18 protein-coding genes are annotated in these 19,875 nt (G+C 68.4%); 9 read left to right on the forward strand and 9 right to left on the reverse strand.

Translation table 11 applies throughout. From position 1 onward, the window contains the following. Positions 1 to 9: 9 nt before the first annotated feature. From G579_RS0113995 to G579_RS17800, 3 genes are read left to right on the forward strand one after another with little or no spacing between them, the layout of a single operon-like run. Positions 10 to 753, forward strand: coding sequence for a DsbC family protein (locus G579_RS0113995; RefSeq protein ID WP_028990665.1), 744 nt, complete (start codon positions 10 to 12; stop codon positions 751 to 753). A 27-nt stretch (positions 754 to 780) separates the two neighbouring features. Next, complete coding sequence (locus G579_RS0114000; RefSeq protein WP_028990666.1) at positions 781 to 3,339, forward strand: PD-(D/E)XK nuclease family protein; 2,559 nt, start codon at positions 781 to 783, stop codon at positions 3,337 to 3,339. Between the two features lie 3 nt (positions 3,340 to 3,342). Then, positions 3,343 to 6,096 (forward strand): UvrD-helicase domain-containing protein, encoded by a 2,754-nt coding sequence (locus G579_RS17800; RefSeq protein ID WP_051181717.1) that lies wholly within the window; start codon positions 3,343 to 3,345, stop codon positions 6,094 to 6,096. A gap of 160 nt (positions 6,097 to 6,256) precedes the next feature. On the opposite strand, the gene G579_RS0114010 is transcribed toward G579_RS17800, so the two are convergent. After that, a complete protein-coding gene (locus G579_RS0114010) occupies positions 6,257 to 7,942 on the reverse strand; it encodes an ABC transporter ATP-binding protein (protein ID WP_028990667.1) in 1,686 nt (561 codons plus the stop codon). 63 nt (positions 7,943 to 8,005) lie between these two features. Continuing rightward, positions 8,006 to 8,329 (reverse strand): ferredoxin FdxA, encoded by a 324-nt coding sequence (gene fdxA, locus G579_RS0114015; protein WP_028990668.1) that lies wholly within the window; start codon positions 8,327 to 8,329, stop codon positions 8,006 to 8,008. Positions 8,330 to 8,599: 270 nt separating this feature from the next. On the opposite strand from fdxA, the gene ilvD reads away from it, so the two are divergent. Both ilvD and G579_RS17805 read left to right on the forward strand, forming a co-directional pair. Then, positions 8,600 to 10,276, forward strand: a complete 1,677-nt coding sequence (gene ilvD, locus G579_RS0114020) for a dihydroxy-acid dehydratase (protein WP_028990669.1) — start codon at positions 8,600 to 8,602, stop codon at positions 10,274 to 10,276. After that, complete coding sequence (locus tag G579_RS17805) at positions 10,277 to 11,197, forward strand: LabA-like NYN domain-containing protein (RefSeq protein ID WP_051181719.1); 921 nt, start codon at positions 10,277 to 10,279, stop codon at positions 11,195 to 11,197. A 10-nt stretch (positions 11,198 to 11,207) separates the two neighbouring features. Here the strand turns inward: G579_RS17805 and G579_RS0114030 are convergent, their stop codons facing one another. Genes G579_RS0114030 through G579_RS0114055 form a run of 6 tightly spaced genes read right to left on the reverse strand, consistent with a single transcriptional unit; the run spans position 11,208 to position 16,203 of the window. Then, a complete protein-coding gene (locus G579_RS0114030) occupies positions 11,208 to 12,473 on the reverse strand; it encodes an MgtC/SapB family protein (RefSeq protein WP_051181722.1) in 1,266 nt (421 codons plus the stop codon). A gap of 45 nt (positions 12,474 to 12,518) precedes the next feature. Beyond that, positions 12,519 to 13,841, reverse strand: coding sequence for an amino-acid N-acetyltransferase (gene argA / locus G579_RS0114035; RefSeq protein ID WP_028990671.1), 1,323 nt, complete (start codon positions 13,839 to 13,841; stop codon positions 12,519 to 12,521). After that, a complete protein-coding gene (argE, locus tag G579_RS0114040) occupies positions 13,842 to 15,029 on the reverse strand; it encodes an acetylornithine deacetylase (RefSeq protein WP_038020139.1) in 1,188 nt (395 codons plus the stop codon). After that, a complete protein-coding gene (locus G579_RS0114045; RefSeq protein WP_028990673.1) occupies positions 15,019 to 15,318 on the reverse strand; it encodes a BolA family protein in 300 nt (99 codons plus the stop codon). Before G579_RS0114045 ends, argE begins: the two co-directional genes overlap by 11 nt. Then, positions 15,315 to 15,614, reverse strand: a complete 300-nt coding sequence (locus G579_RS0114050) for a YciI family protein (RefSeq protein ID WP_028990674.1) — start codon at positions 15,612 to 15,614, stop codon at positions 15,315 to 15,317. Before G579_RS0114050 ends, G579_RS0114045 begins: the two co-directional genes overlap by 4 nt. Position 15,615: 1 nt before the next feature. Beyond that, complete coding sequence (locus G579_RS0114055) at positions 15,616 to 16,203, reverse strand: septation protein A (protein WP_028990675.1); 588 nt, start codon at positions 16,201 to 16,203, stop codon at positions 15,616 to 15,618. A 134-nt stretch (positions 16,204 to 16,337) separates the two neighbouring features. Between G579_RS0114055 and G579_RS17810 the strand changes: the two genes are divergently transcribed. Beyond that, a complete protein-coding gene (locus tag G579_RS17810) occupies positions 16,338 to 17,237 on the forward strand; it encodes an ATP-binding protein (protein ID WP_038020143.1) in 900 nt (299 codons plus the stop codon). Continuing rightward, positions 17,230 to 17,412, forward strand: coding sequence for a hypothetical protein (locus tag G579_RS0114065; RefSeq protein ID WP_211218757.1), 183 nt, complete (start codon positions 17,230 to 17,232; stop codon positions 17,410 to 17,412). The genes G579_RS17810 and G579_RS0114065 overlap by 8 nt, the downstream gene beginning before the upstream one ends. A gap of 48 nt (positions 17,413 to 17,460) precedes the next feature. Here the strand turns inward: G579_RS0114065 and G579_RS0114070 are convergent, their stop codons facing one another. Next, positions 17,461 to 18,204 carry a hypothetical protein gene (locus G579_RS0114070; protein WP_028990677.1) on the reverse strand — a complete coding sequence of 248 codons (744 nt, stop codon included), beginning with the start codon at positions 18,202 to 18,204 and terminating at the stop codon, positions 17,461 to 17,463. A gap of 116 nt (positions 18,205 to 18,320) precedes the next feature. Here G579_RS0114070 and G579_RS0114075 point away from each other — a divergent pair, with 116 nt between their 5' ends. Beyond that, a complete protein-coding gene (locus G579_RS0114075) occupies positions 18,321 to 19,199 on the forward strand; it encodes a PHP domain-containing protein (protein WP_230973857.1) in 879 nt (292 codons plus the stop codon). A gap of 25 nt (positions 19,200 to 19,224) precedes the next feature. Further along, positions 19,225 to 19,854 carry an L-threonylcarbamoyladenylate synthase gene (locus G579_RS0114080; protein ID WP_028990679.1) on the forward strand — a complete coding sequence of 210 codons (630 nt, stop codon included), beginning with the start codon at positions 19,225 to 19,227 and terminating at the stop codon, positions 19,852 to 19,854. Positions 19,855 to 19,875: the final 21 nt, after the last annotated feature.

Here is a 19,875-nt window from a genome sequence, read left to right on the forward strand (position 1 = left end):
AGGCTGTGCATGCGTCTTGCCCCATCTCCCGCAGTTCTGATTTTCCTGCTGTTCCTGACCGCTCTGCCCACCGCCCAGGGGGCGGACCGGGGGGCCGAGCGGGTGCGCTCCGCCCTGCAGGCCCGCTTCCCCGACGCACAGATCGACATGCCGCATCCTTCCTCGATTCCGGGTTACTATGAAGTGACGGTCGGCAGCCAAGTGCTCTATGCCAGCCACAATGGCCGCTATCTCATCGTCGGCGACCTGATCGATCTGCAGCAGGACGCCAACCTGTCCGAGCTCAAACGCATGGCGCTGCGCCGCGACATTCTCGACAGCATCGACCCGTCGCAGATGGTGGTGATGGGGCCCGCGGGGGCGGGCCGCCACCTGACCGTCTTCACCAACGTGGACTGCCAGTTCTGCCGCAACATGCACAAGGAGCTGAAGACACTCGCGGCCGGCGGCGGGGTGCAGGTGCGCTACGTGCTCCTGCCCGAAGGCCGCGCCGACTCGGGCACCTATGCCAAGACGCTGTCCGTGCTGTGCGCGCCGAACCGGCTGCTGGCCCTGGACAAGGCCATGGCCGGCGGGCAGTTGCCCCGGCGCCAGTGCGCCGTGCCCGTCAGCCTCTTCCTGAATACCGCCCGCAAGCTGAACGTGCGCGGCCTGCCGACCACCGTGCTGGACAATGGCATGATGCTCTCCGGCTTTGCCTCGGCGCCCCAGTTGGAGCGCATCCTGCAGGTTTCGCCGGCCGTGGACGAATAAGCCGCGCTCGGCTGCCGACCCGCGGGCATGATCTCCCACACGCACACCCTGATCCTGACGGGCACGGCCCGCTTGGCCCGGCATTTGCGCGCCCGGGGCCGGCAGGCCGCGCCCGAGGGCGGCAAGGCCGCCGTGCTGCCGCTGGAGGAGTGGCTGCGGCAGAGCTGGCTGCCGTTGGCGGAGGGGGAGTCCCTCCTGACACCGGTCCAGGGGCTTTTCCTGTGGGAAGACATCATTGCCGCGGATGCGCAGCTGGCGGGCACGGATCTGCTGGACCGCGCCAGCCTCGCCTACCTGGCCGAAGAGGCTTTTCAGCTTCAGTGCGCCTTTGGAGCGCCCCCCGCCGCCTTGCTCGGGACGCCCGAATGCCAAGCATTTCAGCGCTGGGCCGCCCGCTTTCAAGTCCGCTTGCGCGACGGCGGCTGGCGCCACCCCGCCCAGATTCCCGGACGCCTGCGGCTCGCCGTGGCGGCGCGACGCCTGCCGCTGCCCGGGCGCATCCTCCTGGCCGGGTTGGATGAGCTGTCGCCGGCGCTGGAAATGCTGCTGCAGTCGCTCGCCGATGCGGGCGTGTCGGTCGGCACTTGGCGGGAGGAGGCCGCGCCGGCCGTGCCCACGCTGCTGGCTTTTGCCGATCGCGAGCAGGAGGTGCGCGGTGTGGCGGCGCGCATTCGCGAGGGCTTCGCTGCTGGACAGCGGGTCGGCGTGGTCGTGCCCGACCCGGCGGCGTATCGCCCTCTCATCGAGCACATCTTCCTGGAGACCTTCGATCCCGAGGCGCTGTTCCTGACCGCGGAAAACGGCGGGCAGCCGCGTCCCGTGCCCTTCGACATCACCCAGGGACGCCCCCTGGAGCGGGCGCCGCTCATGCTGCAGGCCTTCCGCATTCTCGAGCTGTCCCTGCGGGGGCTGGAAGCGCGGATGGCGGCGGAACTGCTGCTGGCGCCTTTCCCCCGTGGTGACGGCGAGCGTTGCGGACGGGCGCAAGCGGAAGCGCGGCTGCGCGGCGGCGCGGCGCGCCTGGATCTCTTCGCGTTGGCCCAGCACTGCCTGCTGATGGCGCCCGGCTTCGCCCAGCGCCTGCTGCAGCTGCACCACATATTGCGGCAGGCGCCGGCGCGGGCGAGCTGCCAAGCCTGGTCCATCCATTTCTCCGCCTGCCTGGAGGCGATGGGCTGGCCCGGCGACGGCCTGGACCGCGGCGAGGAACTGGCTTTGGCGCGCTGGCAAGAAGCGCTGGCGCATTTCGAGGGCTTGGCCCCGCTGGCGGGCTCCCTGTCCCGGCGCCAGGCGCTGAGCTGGCTGCGGCGGGTCTGCCGGCACATCGTCCACCAGGTCCCCGCCGATTCGGACGACGTGCAGGTCATGGGCTTGCTGGAAGCGGCGGGCCTGCGCTTCGACCGGCTTTTCGTGCTGGGCATGACGGATCAGGCGATGCCGGCGGCGGTGCGGCCCCATCCGCTGCTGCCGGCGTCTTGGCAGCGTCAGCGGGGCCTGCCCCACGCCAGCCCCGAGCAGGAGTTGCACTTCGTGGGTGCGCTGTGGCAGCGCCTCCTGCGGGCGGCTCCGCAAGTGGTGTGCAGCTATCCCCGTATGGACGGCGATGTGGAGCTGGGCCCCAGTCCCTTGCTCGCCGGCCGGGAGATCACCCGCGTGGAGGCGCCGCAGCGGTCCTTCTGGCAGGGCTGGAGCCCCGCCGGCGCCCTGGCCGCGTCGCCGGACGACGCGGTGCTGCCCGCCCGCCGGCGCGAGGGTGGGCCGGCCCTGCTGCAGGCCCAGGCGAACTGTGCGTTCCAGGCGCTGATCCGCCACCGGCTGGCGGCTTTCCCGCTGGAGGACTTCCAGACGCCGCCCACTGCCCGCGATCTGGGCACGCTCGTCCACCGCGCCCTGCAGCACTTCTGGAAGGCGACCAAGAGCCAGCAGACCCTGCTGGCCATGATGGCCGGCGGCACCCTGGACGATGCGCTGGTCCAGTGCATCCGCAAGGCGCTGGACGAGGCCGGATTCGACATCGACGCGGTGCACCGGCGAGCCTTGGCCGACAGCCTGCAGCAGCTCCTGGCGCGCTGGATGGCGCTGGAGAGCGAGCGGCCGGCCTTCGTGGTGGAGGCGCTGGAGCAGACGGTGGAACTGCAGGTGGGAAGACTGCGCCTGCGCATGCGGCTGGATCGGGTGGACCGCCAAATATCCGACGCCGCCCGCATCGTAGTGGACTACAAGACCGGCGCGCAGGCCAGCAGCAAGGATTGGCTCGGGCCAATGGGAGACCCGCAGATGCCGCTCTACATCTGGGCCGTGGATGCGGCGGCGGGAGTGTACGGCAAGCTGAACCGGGAGCGGACCCTGGCCTGGGACGGCTGGGGACAGGATGCCTTCTGGCCCGGATTGGCCAGCCTGGCGGACTGGGAGGCACAGCGCACCCAGTGGCGCCGGGAGCTGGAGGCGCTGGCGGCCGCCTTCGTGGACGGGCCGGTGCGGATGCTGCCGCGGCATGGCGCCAAGACCTGCGTCCGCTGCGGCAGCCAGGTTTTCTGCCGGGTCCAGGAGCGCGGCCTGGCCGAGCCGGCGATGGACGAGGACTAGTGCATGATCGCGGATCAGACGACGCGCAGCGAAGTGCTGGACTGCAGCCGTTCCTTCCTGGTGCAGGCGCCGGCCGGCTCGGGCAAGACCAGCCTGCTGATCCAGCGCTTTCTCGCGCTTCTCGCCCGCGTCGAACGGCCCGAGCAGGTGCTCGCCATGACCTTCACCCGCAAGGCGGCCGGGGAGATGCGCGAGCGCATCATCCAGGCGCTGCGAAGCGCGGCGGGGGCGCCGCCGGCGGAGGCCCACGCCCTCGTCACCCACCGGCTGGGCCAGACGGTGCTGCAGCGGGATGCCCAGCTCGGCTGGCGGCTGCTGGACAATCCCGGGCGCCTGAACGTGATGACCATCGACAGCTTCTGCAGCACCATCACCCGTGCCATGCCCCTGCTGGCCCAGTTCGGTGCGCAGCCCGAAACCATCGATGATGCTGCGCCCTTGTACACCCAGGCGGCGCAGGCCACCCTGGCGCTGGCCGCCGACGACCCGGATCTGCAAAAGGCCCTCTACGTGCTGCTGTTGCAGGTGGACGGCCGGCGCGACGCGCTGGAGCAGGTGATCGCCGTCATGCTGGCCCGCAGGGAGCAATGGCAGGACTGGGTGGTGGCCGGCGCCGCCCGGACGGCGGACCTGCGCCTCCTGCTGGAAGCGGGACTGAGTGCCGCCGTCGAACGCGCGCTGGCGCCGCTCAGGCAGCGTCTCGACGGGCGCCTGCTGGACACCCTGGTCCAGGTGGCCGCCTGCAGCCGCGAGCAGCTGCTGGCCCGGGACAAAACCTGCCCGTGGGAGGCCGTTTGCACGACGGGGCCCCATGCCCTGGCCTACTGGCAGGCGGCGGCGGAGCTGCTGCTGACCAGCCAGGGCACTTGGCGCAAGCAGATCGGCGAGGCCATGGGGCTGCCCGCCAAAAGCCCCGGTCAACTGGCGCTCAAGGCACTCATCGCCGGGCTCGCCGATGATCCGGCCTTGGCGGAACGCCTGCACGCCTGCCGCTCCCTGCCGCCGCCGCAGCTGGCCGAGTCCACCTGGGAGGTGCTGGAAGCCATGCTGCAGATCCTGCGCCTGTCGCTCGGCCAGCTCTGGCTCGTGTTCCAGCAGGCCCGGCAGATCGACTACACGGGGGTAGCGCTGGCCGCCGTGCAGGCGCTGGGCACGGCCGAGGAGCCGTCGGAGCGGCTGCTGGCTCTGGATGCCCAGATCCAGCATCTGCTGGTGGACGAGTTCCAGGACACCTCCATCCTGCAGGGCAACCTGCTGGGCCTGCTCACCGCCGGCTGGCAGCCGGGCGACGGCCGTACCCTGTTTGCCGTGGGCGATCCCATGCAGTCCATCTATCGCTTCCGCAAGGCCGAGCTGAATCTCTTTCTGCAGGCCTGGGAGAGCGGCCGCATCAAGCACGTGCCGGTCACCACGCTCAATCTGGCGGTGAATTTCCGCTCCGAATGCAGTCTGGTGGACTGGTGCAACGCCGTGTTCCGGGAAGCTTTTCCGGATGCCCACGATCTGGAGCGGGGCGCCGCGGCCCATTTCGAGAGCGAAGCGCATCGCGGCGACAGCCATGACGCGCACGTGACGCTGCACTATTGGTCGGCGCCGGATCCCGTGGACGAGGCGCGGGTGGTGGCGGCGGAGGTGCAGACCGCCTTGGCCGAATCCGCCGGCAAGGTGGCCATTCTGGTGGCCAGCCGCAGCCATGCCCAGCCCATCATGGCCGCCCTGCGCGATGTCGGCGTGCCGTACCGGGCGCAGGACATGGATCCGCTGCTGAGCCGGCCGGTGGTAGGCGACCTGCTGGCGCTCACGCGCGCCCTGCTGCACCCGGCCGACCGCCTGCACATGCTGGCGGTACTGCGCAGCCCTATGGTGGGCCTGTCCCTGGCGGATCTGCTGGCCCTGACCGAGCACGAATCGCTGGAGACGGAACAGGGCCGCCCGCCCGCCGTGATCGAGCGCCTGCTGGAGGATGCCGGGCCTTTGAGCGCGGATGGCCAGCTTTGCCTGCAGCGCTTCCTGCCCGTATGGCGGGCGGCGCTGGCGCGCCTGGGACGCAGCCCCGTGGAGAGGTTGGTGCGCTCCCTCTGGCTCAGCCTGGGTGGACCTTTGTGCACCGACGCCACCGGCTGGCAGGACGCGGAGCGCTTTTTCGCCCAGCTGGCACGCCTGGAAGGGGAGCAGCGCCTGACCCTGGAAAACCTGGACCAGGCGCTGGAGCGGCTCTATGCGGCGGCGAACGCCGATCCGGCGCTGCGGGTCGAGATCATGACCATGCACAAGGCCAAGGGCCTGCAGTTCAATACCGTGATCCTGCCACAGCTCAGCCGCAAGCGCGGCCAGGACGACCTGCCGTTGCTGCTGCTGGAGGAGATGCTCGACGGCAGCATTCTCATCGCGCCGCGTCCGGCGCGCGGGCGCAGCCACGAGGACGACCGGTTTTACCAATGGTTGCTGCGCCGGGAGCGCCAGCGTCTGCACGAGGAGCGCAAGCGCCTCTTCTACGTGGCCGTCACCCGTGCCGAGCGCAAGCTCGTGCTGTGCGGCGTGGCGGCGGACAAGAACGGGGTGCCGGAGCCGCAAGGCGAACTCTTCAAATACGTCTGGTGCGACGACCTGCCCATGCGGCGCATCGGCCATGCGGCGGGCGGCGGGGCCATGGCGGGCGCCGGCCAGCCGCAGCGGGTCCGGCCGGACTGGCAGCGGCCGCCGCTGCCCGAGACCTTGCCGGTGTCATGGAAGCGGGCGGTGGGGGAGGAGGATTGAGCGGGGGAAGTGGGGCTGAGTTGGGCTCAGCTCAACAGGTCTTGGGGTGTCCGCGGCTGGGCCAAAGGCCGTAGGAGCCAACTCGCTCCTACCCTCCCGTGAGCCCGCGCGGTCCAGCGCGTTGCCGGGGCAGCGCTGGCGCAGTGGCCAGGCGGGTGCCTCAGCCTTCGGCGCTCAGGCCCTTTGCCGCTCCTTCCTCCAAAGCCCTGCCGCCGTCGAAGCGCAGCACCCGGTCAGCCAGGCGGACGGTGCGTGGGCGGTGGGCGATGATGAAGATGCTCTTCTGGCCGTGCAGGGCGGCGATGGTCTGGGCGATCTTTTCCTCGCTGTCGGCGTCCAGGGCGCTGGTGGCCTCGTCCAGCACCAGCACGGGTGCGTCGCGGTACAGGGCGCGGGCGATGGCGAGGCGCTGCTTCTGGCCGCCTGACAGGCTGCCGCCGCGCGGTCCGACCGGCGCCTCCAAGCCGCCGAGGGGTTCCAGGAATTCCCAGGCATGCGCCTGCTCCGCCGCCCGGCGGGCCCGCTCGCGGTCGGGCGCGGCATCGCCGTAGGCGATATTGAAGAGGGCGCTGCCCTCGAAAAGCACCGGGTCCTGGCCCACGAAGGCGAAGAGCTGCCGGTAGCGGGGCAGGGTGGCGGGATCGAGCGTGGCCCGGCCCAGGCGGATATGGCCGCTGCTGGGCGGCACCAGGCCGAGCAGCACGCGGGCGAAGCTGGTCTTGCCGCTGCCCGAAGCGCCGGTGATGGCCACCGTCTCGCCCGGCATGAAGCTCAGGTTCAGATCGACGAGACTCCATTCCGCCGCGCCAGGGTAGCGCAGGGACAAGTGCTCGCAATGCCAGTCCTGCCACTGGAGCGCCGGACCGCCGGACGCGAGCGCTTCCGCCGGCTGGTCGATCCAGGCGAAGAGGCGGTCGGCGGCGCTCAGGCCCTGCTGCAGTTGGTTGTTGGCGGCGGAGAGACGGCGCAGGGGCTCGTAGACCATGATGAGCGCGGTCAGAAAGCTGAAGAAGGCGCCGGTGCTCATCTCGCCCTGGATGACCGAGCGCCCGCCCAGGAAGATGATGATGGCGATGCCGAGAGCGCCCACGAACTCCATGAAGGGCAGGGTCGCCTTCTGCACCCGCCAGATGTGCATCATGGTGGTGAAGTAGCGCTGGGCATGTCCAGCGAAGCGCCGCTGCTCGAAATCCTCCACGCGGTGGACCTTGATCACTTCGATGCCGTCTAGGGTCTGGGCGAAGTGGTCGAGCAGCTGGCCCATGTGCTGCTGCTGGCTGCCGCCGCGCCGCCGCAGGCTCTCGCCGAAGCGGATCAGCGGATAGAGGGCGAGCGGCAGGGTCAGGAAGCTCACCAGCGCCAACTGCCAGTTCTGGTACAGGACCACGCCCATGAGAGCGATGATGGTGAAGCCCGACAAAAAGAAGCTGGCCAGCACGCTGAGGCCGCTTTGCAGCAATGTCAGGTCCAGGCTCATGCGCGACAGCACCTCGCCGCGCTTGACGCGCAGGTGCGTCTCCAAGGGCAGGCGCAGGGTATGGCTGTAGAGGGCTTCCTTGAGCTGCAGCAGGATGCGCTCCTCGATGCCCGCCATGATCATGTTCTGGGCGTAGTCGGCCAGTCCCTTGACCAGGTAGATGCCCAGCACGCCCAGCGGCAGATAGACCAGCATGCGCGCGTCGCGGGCGATGAAAATCTGGTCCAGCACGGGCTTGATCATGTAGGCGCCCAGTGCCGCAAAGCCGCCGGAGACGGCCATCAGCAGCACGGCCAGCACCAGTCGCCCGCGGTACGGCCGCAGGTAGCCGAGCAGGCGCCGGAAGACGGGGGAGCGGAAAGGGTTCAAGGAGGCGGTCTGGGAAGGCGGCGTCGCGGGCTGGTCCGGGACGTTCCGATCAGCCTGGCCCGATCAGCGTTCCAGCAGGTCGATCTTGTCCTTGACCTGGGCCCACTCGTCGGCATCCGGCAGGGCGTCCTTCTTTTGGATGATGGGCTTCCACTGCTTGGCCAGCTCCGCGTTGATGCCGAGGAAGACTTCCTGGCCTTCGGGCAGGTCGTCGTCGCGGTAAATGGCGTTGATGGGGCACTCGGGCTCGCACAGGGTGCAGTCGATGCACTCGTCGGGATCGATCACCAGGAAATTGGGGCCCTCACGGAAACAATCCACCGGGCACACGTCCACGCAATCGGTGTACTTGCACTTGATACAGGCTTCGGTGACCACGTACGTCATGAGATCCTCCAAAAACAGGGTGTGAATGCTGCGACAGGCGGCGCCCCGCGCAGGATGAGGCAAAGCTAAGCCTTTCGCAAGCTCCGATCAAGCCCTATAATTGTCATTTTCTGTCATGGGCCGTCCGGGCACGCCGCTGAAGATGCCACTGCCGGCGTTCAGCGTTTCGTTTGCCCGAGGCGATGAGAATGACAAGGATTTAGTTTATCCTCTTTTCCCGACCGGGGTCGACTGTCTCGCTCCCGAACCGCAACCCACAAAGGTGTTTCCATGCGTTCCGACACGATCAAGAAGGGCTTTGAACGTACCCCGCACCGCGCCCTCCTGAAGGCCTGCGGCCTCACCGATGCCGATATGGACAAGCCCTTCATCGGCGTCTGCAACTCCTACATCGACATCATCCCCGGCCACGTGCACCTGCAGGAGTTCGGGCGCATCGTCAAGGAAGAGATCCGCAAGGCCGGCGGCGTGCCCTTCGAGTTCAACACCATCGGCGTGGACGACGGCATCGTCATGGGCCACGACGGCATGCGCTACTCGCTGCCCAGCCGCGAGATCATCGCCGACTCCCTGGAAACGGTGGTGCGCGCCCATCACCTGGACGCCCTGATCTGCATTCCCAATTGCGACAAGATCGTGCCCGGCATGCTCATGGGCGCCATCCGCTGCGACGTGCCGACCGTCTTCGTGTCGGGCGGGCCGATGGAGGCCGGGCATCTGTCCGACGGCACGCCGGTCGACCTCGTGACCGCCTTCGAAGCCGTGGGCCAGTACAAGCTCGGCAAGATTACCGACCTGCGCCTGAAGGAGATCGAAGACAAGGCCTGTCCCACCTGCGGCTCCTGCTCCGGCATGTTCACGGCCAACTCCATGAACTGCCTGATGGAGGCCTTGGGCGTCGCATTGCCAGAAAACGGCACCATCCTGGCCACCAGCCCGCGCCGCCGCGATCTGGTGCGCCAGGCCGCTCAGCGCATCGTGGCGCTGGCCAAGGCCGGCGGCCCCACCATGCGCCAGTTGGTGGACTTCGAGGCCATCGACAACGCCTTCGTGCTGGACATGGCCATGGGCGGCTCCACCAATACCGTGCTGCACACGCTGGCCATCGCCCGCGAGGCGGGCATCGACTATCCCCTGGAGCGCCTGAACCAGTTGTCCGAGCAGGTGGCCTACCTGGCCAAGGTGTCGCCGGCGCTGTCCACCGTGCACATCGAGGACATCGGCCGGGCCGGCGGCATCAGCGCCATCATGCACGAGGTGCATCGCCGCAACCCCGAGGTGCTGCATCTCGACAAGATGACGGTGAGCGGCGAGACCCTGCGCGCCATCGTCGAGCGCGCCGAGGTCAAGGACGAGCAGATCATCCGGCGCGCGGAGAATCCCATCTCCGCCACCGGCGGCCTGCGGGTGCTCTTCGGCAACCTGGCGCCCGAGGGCTCCATTATCAAGGCCGGCGCGGTGGCGCCCAACATGCGCAAGTTCGCCGGGCCGGCGAAGATCTACGACAGCATGGAGTCGGCCAGCGAGGGCATCCTGGACGGCGAGGTCAATGCCGGGGATGTGGTGGTGATCCGCTATGAGGGCCCCAAGGGCGGCCCCGGCATGCCCGAGCAGCTGGCGCCGACCGCCAACATCATGGGCATGGGCTTGGGCGAGAGCGTGGCGCTCATCACCGACGGCCGCTTCAGCGGCGCCACCCGCGGCGCCTGCATCGGCCACGTCTCGCCGGAGGCGGCCGAGGGCGGTCCCATCGGCCTGCTCCGGGACGGCGACATCATCGAGATCGACATCGATGGCGGCAGCCTGAACGTGCGGCTCTCCGACGCCGAGCTCGCCGCTCGGCGCGAGACCTGGCAGCCGGTGGAAAAGCCGCTCAGCTCCTCATGGCTGCGCCGCTACCGCAAGCTGGTGACCAACGCCTCCAAGGGCGCGGTGCTGGAGAGCTGAATGCCGAACAGCAGCGGCCCCACTCGGCTGGGCGTCTATGTGGATGCCGAGAACATCAAGTGCAACGGTGGTTTCTCCCTGCGCTACGACGTGCTGCGGCGCTTCGCGGCACGGGAGCAGGCCAAGCTGCTGCGCCTGAACACCTACCTGGCCGTGGATCAGCAGCGCGGACGCGAGGACCCCGAGTATGGCGAGCGCATCCGCGGCTACCAGCAGGCGGTGCGCGATTCCGGGTGGAAGATCATCGAAAAGCCCGTGCGCTGGTACCAGAACGAGGACGGCACCTGGATCTCGAAGGCCAACGCCGATCTCGATCTGGCGGTCGACGCCATGCTGCAGTCGGATCGCCTGGACCAGGTTCTGCTGGTCACTGGCGACGGCGATTTCCTGCAGGTGGTCAAGGCGCTGCAGAACAAAGGCTGCCGGGTGGAACTGCTGGCTTTCAAGAACGTGTCCCGCGCCCTGCAGCATGAAGTGGACGCTTTTTATTCCGGCTATCTGATTCCCGGGCTCCTGCCCATGCGCGACGCGCGCATCCCGTGGGGCGAGCTCGGCTCCCGGGTGCGCGGTGTCTGCACCAGCTGGGAGGGCAGCCGCGGCTTCGGCTTTCTGCGCTTCCTGAAGGACATTACCGCGGAGATGTGGATCACCGACAGCCGCAACCCGGAATCGCCCTACCAGACCGCTTTCCTGCATCATTCCGATCTGCCCGGCCATCTGGACCCGGCGGACCTGCCCAGCCGCGACATAATTTTCGAGTTCGATCTGGAGCCGAGCGAGCGGGAGAAGGGCGGCTTCGTCGCCCGGCGCTGCGCCGTGGTGCACCGCTACGACGGCAAAGGCGACAGCCGCGGCGAGCGCAACGGCACGGATGCCGCGGAGCGCGGCCAGGAGAACGCGGGCAAGCCGACCGCCGTCTAGCGGCCCTGCCTCAATACCAGAGCGCCAGCAGGAGCACGCCCGCGCCGGCGCTCAGGGCCATGCTGCCCATGCCCCACAGGAGATAGGGCCGCAGCCGCCGGTCGCCGAGCCCCACTCCCAGCCCCGCCTTCACCAGCGTATTGCTGAGTCCCGCCAGCAGGGCGCCGCCCACCGCGACGCCCAGCACCAGACGCCCATTGATGCTCAGATCGGCCATGGACAAGGTGATGGCATCCACGTCGGCGATGCCGGAGGCCAGGGACAGGGCATAGACGCCCGCCTGTCCGTAGTAGTCGAGCGCCAGTTGCGCCGCGGCCAGGGTGATCGCGTAGATCGCCGCGAAGCTGAGCGCCTGGGTGAGCTCGAAGGGATTGCGCAGGGGCACGTCCGCGCTTTCCTGCACCTGATGCTGGGTGCGCCAGAAAAACAGCGCACCCAGCAGAGCGGCGGGCAGCACGAAGAGGGCCAGCACCTGCCCCATGCGCGGATTGATGGCCCAGGCCACCGCCGCCTGGCGCAGGAACATCATGGCGGAGGCGAGAATGATGCCGCTGGCCAGGCCGGCCGAAAACTGCGGGTTGCTCTTGCTGAGCCGGGCAAAGCTCATGGTCACCGCGGTGGAGCTGACCAGGCCGCCGAAGAGGGCGCTGATCAGCACGCCCTTGCGCGCGCCGAGGAGCTTGGCGCCGAAATAGCCCAGAAAAGACAATCCGGAGACCAGCACCACCATCAGCCAGATCTTGCGCGGATTGAACTGCAGAGCGGTGTAGTTCTGGTCCGGCAACAGGGGAAAGACCACCAGGGCCACCAGGGCGAAGCGGATGATGGCGGCCAGCTCCTCCCGGCCGATGTTGCGGGCGATGAAGCCGTGCAGCGGCTCCTTGCTGGCCAGCAGCAGGGTGACGATGACGGCGATGATCATGGCGGCCAGCAGGTAGCCGAAAGCCGTGAGCCCGCCCAGCAGGAAAGCCGCCAGGGCGGAGTACTCGGTGGTCAGGCCGAGAGAGGGCTTGCCGAAGTTGGCGAGCAGGTAGCTGCCCAGGAGCAGAAACCCGAAAAGCGCCAGGGTAGTCAGGAAGACCGGCAACGGAAACCAGTAGGCGCTGACGAAGCCGAGTACGGTGATGAGCGGAAAGGTGCGTACCCCGATGGGGCGCTCGTTCGCGGGATGCGGACTGGCTTCGCGCTCGAGGCCGATCAAAAGCCCGATGGCGAGCGCCACCAGGAAGGGAAAAACCCAGGCCGGCAGGAAATCGAATAGGGCCAGATCAGGCACGCGGACTCCGGGTGTCGTTCATGCGGATGCCTCCTGCCGCAAGGCTCAGGCCAGCGGCTTGACGAAAACCTTGCTGCGCCGCTGGAAGTTGTACAGTTGCTGGCGCGGCATGGGCAGGGCATCGATGTCGGCGGGCTGGAAGCCCCGTTCCGCGAACCAGTGCGCGGTCTGGGTGGTGAGGACGAAGAGCCCGCGCAGGCCCTGCTGGCGGGCCTTCTGCACGATGTACTGCAATACCTGGTCGCCGCGTCCCTGGCGGCGGTAGTCGGGGTGGACCGCCAGACAGGCCAGCTCGCCCAAGCCGTCCGCCGCATAGGGGAAGAGGGCGGCGCAGGCGATCACCTGGCCGTCGCGCTCCACCACCACGAAGTGCCCGATCTCCATCTCCAGCAGTTCGCGGCTGCGCTTGACCAGCACGCCGGCCGCCTCCAGCGGCTCGATCAGCTCGATGATGCCGCCCACGTCGTGGATGGTGGCCGGGCGGATGTTCTCGAAGGGGTCGCTGGAGATGAGGGTGCCGCAACCGTCGCGGCTGAAGAGTTCCAGCAGCAGGGCGCCGTCCAGCAGGCGGCTGATGAGGTGCACCCGCGGCACGCCCCCGGCACAGGCGCGCAGGGCGCTGTGCAGGTGCTGCTTCAGATCGTCCGGCAATGCCGGGTGCCGGTCGAGATAGCCCTGGGTTTCGGAGATGGTGAGCTGGCGCAGGATGCCGCCGGCATCGTCGGGCAGGCCGCTGTGCTCGGTGAGGAAGATGAGCTTGGCCGCGTTCAGCGCCAGCGCCGCCTCGGTCGCCAGCTCCTCGGCGTTGATGTTGAAGATCTCGCCGGTCGGAGAGTAGCCGATGGGAGAGAGCAGCACGATCTCGTCCAGGTCCAGGTGATGCTGCACCGCCGGCGCGTCCACGCGCCGCACCCTGCCGGTGTGCTGGAAATCCACGCCGTCCAGCACGCCCAGCGGCTGAGCGAGCACGAAGTTGCCGCCGCTGATGCGCACCCGTGCGCCTTCCATGGGCGAGTTAGCCAGGCCCTGGGACAGGGCCGCCTCCACCTCCAGGCGCACTTGGCCCACCGCCGCCTTGACGTGCGGCAGGACGGCCAATTCCGTGATCCGGCGACCGCCCACGCGCTGGCTGCTCAGCCCCGCCTGGGCCAGCAGGGCATCGATCTGGCCGGCGGCGCCGTGCACCAGCACCACGTTGATGCCCAGGCTGTTCAGCAGAGCCAGGTCGTGGGCCAGCCGGTGCATGTGGCCGTCCGCCACTACCTCGCCGCCGAAGGCGATGACGAAGGTCTGGCGGCGGAAGCGGTGGATGTAGGGAGAGGATTCCCGGAACCAGTGAACGAAGTTGTGAAGATCCTTGGTGGGCATCTAGCGGGTCTCACCTGTGTCGTTGTCGTTGTTCAGGCAAAAGCGGCGAATCAGCGCCTGCAGCAGCGCGACGGTGGGCCGCACCCGCGCCAGCTCCAGATACTCGTCGGGCTGATGGGCGCAGGCGATGTCGCCCGGCCCCAGGATCACGGTGTCCATGCCCAATCGCTGCAGATAGGGCCCTTCGGTGCCGAAGGCCACCGCCTCGGCGGCGTGGCCCGTGAGGCGCTCCGCCGCCTGCACGATGGGCGCGGCGGCCGGGGTATCCAGCGGCGGATTGCCGGCGAAGAGCGGCTGGCAGAGCAGGGTCAGGCCGCTGTCCGCCACGGCTTGGCGCGCCGTGGCGTAGAGCTCCTCGCGCAGGGCGTCCATGTCCATGCCCGGCAACGGGCGCAGGTCGATGTGCAGCTCGCACTCGCCGCAGATGCGGTTGGGGCTGTCGCCGCCGTGGATGTGGCCCAGGTTCAGGGTGGGGTGGGCCACTTCGAAAAGCGGATTCCGGTGGCGCTGAGCCAGCTCCGCGCGCCATGCCATCAGGGCGCCCATCAGCCGCTGCATGCCGTCCAGGGCATTGTTGCCGAGCGCCGGATTGCTGGAATGGCCGCTGCGGCCGATCAGGCGCAGGGATTCCATCATGATGCCCTTGTGCAGGCGCACCGGCCGCAAGCCGGTGGGCTCGCCGATCACCGCATGGCGTGCCCGGGGCCGGCCCAGGGCCTGCAGGGTGCGGGCGCCAGCCATGCTGGATTCCTCGTCGGCGGTGGCCAGGACGATGAGGGGCTGACGCAGGTCGGCGGCGCGCAGGTCGCGGACCGCCTCGATCACCAGGGGAAAAAAACCCTTCATGTCGGCCACGCCCATGCCGTACCAGCGGCCGTCGGCCTCGGTCAGGCGCAGCGGGTCCGTGCGCCAGCGATCCACGTCAAAGGGCACCGTGTCCGTGTGTCCGGCCAGCACGAGGCCGCCGGGCCCGCTGCCCAGGGTGGCGATCAGGTTGAGCTTGTCCGGCTGTCCGGTGCAGGGCACCTGCTCCACGGCGAAGCCCAGATCCTCGAACCAGGCGGCCAGCAGCTCGATGACCCCGGCGTTGGACTGGTCCCAGTGGGGCTCCGGACTGCTGACCGAAGGGCTGGCGACCAGGGCCGCCAGCATCTCGCCCACGGACAGGGCAGGCAGGCTAGTCGCCACGCCGCGCCTCCGCCTCGGCGGGGGTCAGGGTGGTCATGGCCAGGGCATGGATCTCCTGCTGCATGGGCGCCAGGGCCTGGTAGACCAGCCGGTGGCGCGCCACCGGGTTGAGCCCTTCGAAGCGGGCGGAGACGAGGTGCAGCTGATAGTGGCCGCCGCCGCGTTCACGCACGCCGGCATGGCCGGCATGCTTGTGGCTCTCGTCCACGATGCTCAGCTCCAGCGGCTGCAGCGTCTCACGGAGCAGTTGTTCCATGCGCGCCGTGGCCGACAGACCGGCGCTGCTCATGGCAGCACCTTCTTGAAGGGCTGCACGCTGACCTCGGCGTAGACGCCGCGGGCCAGGTAGGGATCGGCGGCGGCCCAGGCCTGGGCGTCATCCAGGCTGTCGAACTCCGCCACGATCAGGCTGCCGCGGAAGCCGGCGCTGCCGGGGTCCTCGGCGTCGACGGCCGGCAGGGGGCCGGCCAGCAGCAGACGGCCGGCTTCGTTCAGCTGATGCAGGCGCGCCAGGTGATCGGGTCGCGCCGCCTGGCGCAAGGGCAGGGAATCGGCATTGTCCTTGGCGATGATGGCATAGTACATGTCAGGGCTCCCTCTGCTTGGTCTGGTGGTCGGCGTCGGCGCCGAGCTTGACGTGCTCGTGGGCTTCCGCCGCGCGGGCGATCAGCACGCCCTGGAAGAGCATGAAGGCGAGCGTGATGCCCAGGAGGCCGAAGAGCTTGAAATTGACCCAGATATCCGTGGGAAAGTAAAAGGCCACGTAGAGGTTGAGCACGGCCAGAAAGGCGAAGAAGATCACCCAGTAGCTGTTCAGGCGCTGCCAGAAGGGGCGCGGGATCTCGCGGTCCAGTTGCTTGCCCACCAGTTTTTCCACGATCAAGGTGCCGCGCAGCTGGGCCACCAGGAAGACGCCGGCGAAAAGGGCGTAGAGCAGGCTCGGCTTGAGCTTGATGAAAAGCTCGTCGTGCAGCCAGATGGTGGCGCCGCCGAAAACCACCACCAGCGCCGCGGAGACCAGCGCCATCGGTTCCACCCGCCGGTACCAGAGATACTGGCCGAAGATGAGCAGCACAGAGGCGACGATGGCGACGGCGGTGGCCTCGTAAATGCCTTGCGCTTTGTAGACGATGAAGAAAATCAGTACGGGCAGAAAATCTGCGAGCTGTTTCATGGGCAATCACTTTGCTGAATACGGGAATCACGCCCGGCGCCGGTCAGGGACGGAGCGCATGCTTTGACGTCACGATCCGGGGAAAATACCATAAAGTCACGCGCTAGGTCGCATTCTGAAGGTTAGTACAGCCCATGCAGCACGTCGAGTTTCTCGCCCATCTGCAGCAATTGCTCGCTTCGCTCCAGTCGCCGGCGGACAGCGGCTCGGTCGACTTCGGCCGCTGCCTGGCCGCCCGCTGGCGCGCCGGGCCGGGCGGCGCTTATCTGCAGGGCATCGAGCAGGTGCAGACGGTGCGCGCCGAGGATCTGCTCGGCATCGATCGCGCCGGCCAACTCCTGGACCGCAACACCCGGCAATTCGTGCATGGACTGCCCGCCAACGACGTGTTGCTCTGGGGCGGCCGCGGCACCGGCAAATCCTCTCTGGTCAAGGCCATGCTGACTCGCTACGGCCCCGAGGGCCTGCGTCTCGTCGAGTTGGACAGGGACGGCCTGCTGCATCTGCCCGACGTGCTTGCCGCCCTGCGCCGGGCGGATCCGGACGCGCGCTTCCGCTTCGTGCTGTTCTGCGACGATCTGTCCTTCGAGGACAACGAGCCGGCCTACAAGGCGCTCAAGTCGGTGCTGGACGGCGGCGTGGAGGCGCGCCCGGCCAATGTGCTCATCTACGCCACCAGCAACCGCCGCCACCTGATGCCGCGCCACTTCGCCGAGAACGACGAATACCAGCGGGCCGGGGACGAGATCGTGCCCGGCGAGACGGCCGAGGAGAAGCTCAGTCTGTCGGACCGCTTCGGCCTGTGGATCGGCTTTTACCCCTTCGACCAGGACACTTACCTGGCCATCGTGGCGCGCCACCTGCGCCAGGCCGGCGCCATGGCGGTTGATTGGGAGGCGGCGCGGGCGGAAGCCCTGCGCTGGGCTTTGGCGCGCGGCTCGCGCAGCGGCCGCGTGGCCCGGCATTTCGTCAATGACTACGTGGGACGCCTGAAACTCGGTGAAGCAGGAGGAGTGCACGATGAAAATGGCTGACATCAGGACCATGGCCGCGGCTCTCGGCATCAAACCCGGCCGCATGAACAAGACCACGCTCATCCGGACCATCCAGAGCCGCGAGGGCAATTTCCCCTGCTTCGCGACGGCGACCACCGCCTATTGCGACCAGGCGAATTGCCTGTGGCGCGCCGACTGCCTGCCGATGAAATGAGCCGCAGCCGGGCGGCCCGGGACGGACCGCCGCGGGTGCCGGCCAGGCTCAGTGCATGGCGCCGGCCGCCTTTTGCTGGTAGGTGCGCATGATCTCCACCAGCGCCGGCGGGAAGCCGCCTTGGCTGACTTGGCGCAAGCCCTCGTCGAAGAAGGTGGGAGCGTCCTGGGGCAGGTGCTCCAGGATGAGCTGAAAGGCCTTTTCCATCTGGGCCGGGTTCTGGGCCCGGGTGGCGCTGATGCCGTGGTTCAGCAGCAGGATGCGCCAGGGGCGACCTGGGTCCGCCTGATCCAGATCGGCGGCGAAATTGTCCTGGGCCGCCCGGATCACCTGCTCCATGAGCTGCGCCACGCGCAACAGGGTTTCCGGCTCCTGGTTGGCGTTGGCCAGCGCCGCCAGGCCGTTGACCACCGGTTCCAGGGTGCGCAGCCTGCCGCCGTGGCGGATCACCCAGGCCGCCGCGCCCACGGCGGCGACGTCGAAGGCCTTCTTGGATTGGCGTTCGTGCAGCCGGTCGGCCCAGGTGCTCAGATCCATGAGAAAGCCGATCGCGTAGTCGCCGAGCTGTTCCGGATCGTCCTCGGGCAGGGCCGGATCCCAGCTTTCCGCGGCATCCAGCTTCTGCATCACCGCGAACATCTGTCGCACCCCGTCCATCAGCATGACCGGCGTCACCTGGTTGCCCGTCGGGATCTGGGCCTGGGCGAAGGCGGCGAGCACGCTGCGCGTGGCCTGCTCGAAGCGGGCCAGGCTGCCTTCCAGGCTGACATTCAAGGGATCTGTTGACGCCACGGGCGAATCCTCCTTTCTTGGGATGGGCAAAAGCTTTCGCCTATTGTACCTTCGCTCTGGTAAAATGAGATAAGTAAAATTCGTCGCACTCCGCTTTTCGCAATCAAAGGGAAGATATGGCAGCCAGCGCACAGATGGCAGTCGGGCAGCGGCTGGCCATCGATTTGCACAGCCACTCCACGGCGTCCGACGGCAGCCTGAGCCCGACCGCACTCGTCGAGATGGCCGCCGCCGCAGGACTGCGGGGCTTGGCCCTGACCGACCATGACAATACCGCCGGCCTGGCCGAGGCGGGCACGGCGGCGATCCGGCACGGCCTTCGCCTCATTCCGGGGGTGGAGGTGTCGGTCACCTGGAACAGCCAGGTGATCCACGTGGTGGGCGTGAACATCGATCCCGCCAACGCGGATCTGCAGCAGGGGCTCGCCCGCCTGCGCGAGTTCCGCGAGTGGCGGGCCGAGGAGATGGACCGCCGGCTGGCCGGGCACGGCATTCACGGCGCCCTGGACGGGGCGCGCCGTTTCGCCAAGGGCGAGATCGTCGGCCGCACCCATTTCGCCCGCTGGCTGGTGCAGGAAGGCCACGCGCCCGATGTGCGGCGCGTCTTCGAGCGGTTCCTGGTGCGCGGCCGTCCGGGCCACGTGCCGGGACAGTGGGCGGGACTGGAAGAGGCGGTCGGCTGGATCCGTGGGGCCGGCGGCCAGGCCATCGTCGCCCATCCCGGCCGCTACAAGCTGAGTGCCAGCAAGCTGTGCCAGTTGCTGCGCGAGTTCAAGGCGGCGGGCGGCGACGGCATCGAGGTGATTTCCGGCAGCCAGGCGGTGAGCGATGCCCCGTACTTCGCGCGTCTGGCCCGTACCCTGGGGCTGCTCGCCTCCGCCGGCTCCGACTACCATGGCCCGGAGCAGGTCTATCTGTCTCTGGGCCGTCTGCCCCTGCTGCCGCCGGACACCACGCCCATCTGGCATGACTGGGATCTCGCGGATGAAGGTTGAGCCACTCGGCGCATCAATCGGAGATATGACGCAAACCTTCCAGGTCCATCCGCAAAACCCGCAGCCGCGCCTGATCCAGCAGGCGGCATCCGCCATTCGCGACGGGGCGCTGGTGGTTTATCCCACGGACAGCACCTATGCCCTGGGCTGCGCGATCCACGCCAGCGCCGCCCAGGAGCGCTTGCGCGTGATCCGGCAGCTGGATGTCCAGCATGATCTGAGCCTGCTTTTTCCCGACATTTCACGTCTGTCCGAGTATGCCAAGGTGGACAATGCCGCCTTCCGGCTGCTGAAACAGGCCACGCCGGGGCCCTTCACCTTCATCCTGCAGGCGAGCCGGGACGTGCCGCGCAAGCTGGCGGACCCGAAGAAGAAGACCATCGGCATGCGTATCCCGGACAATCCCATCTGCAGCGCTCTCTTGCAGGCGCTGGGCGAGCCGCTCATGAGCTCGACCCTGATCCTGCCCGGCGACGCGCATCCGCTGGGCGATCCGGAGGAGATCCGCGAGCGCCTCGACCGGCGGGTGGACTTGATTCTGGATGGCGGTGCCGGCGGCCTGGAGCCGTCCACCATCATCGACCTGACCCAGTGGCCGCCGCGGGTGCTGCGTGGCGGCGTGGGGGATCCGGCCAGCCTGGGCCTGCACGACTAGGCGAAGCTTGCTATACTGCCG

Origin of the sequence: Thermithiobacillus tepidarius DSM 3134 (assembly GCF_000423825.1) — a bacterium.
GTDB classification, from domain to species: Bacteria; Pseudomonadota; Gammaproteobacteria; order Acidithiobacillales; family Thermithiobacillaceae; genus Thermithiobacillus; species Thermithiobacillus tepidarius.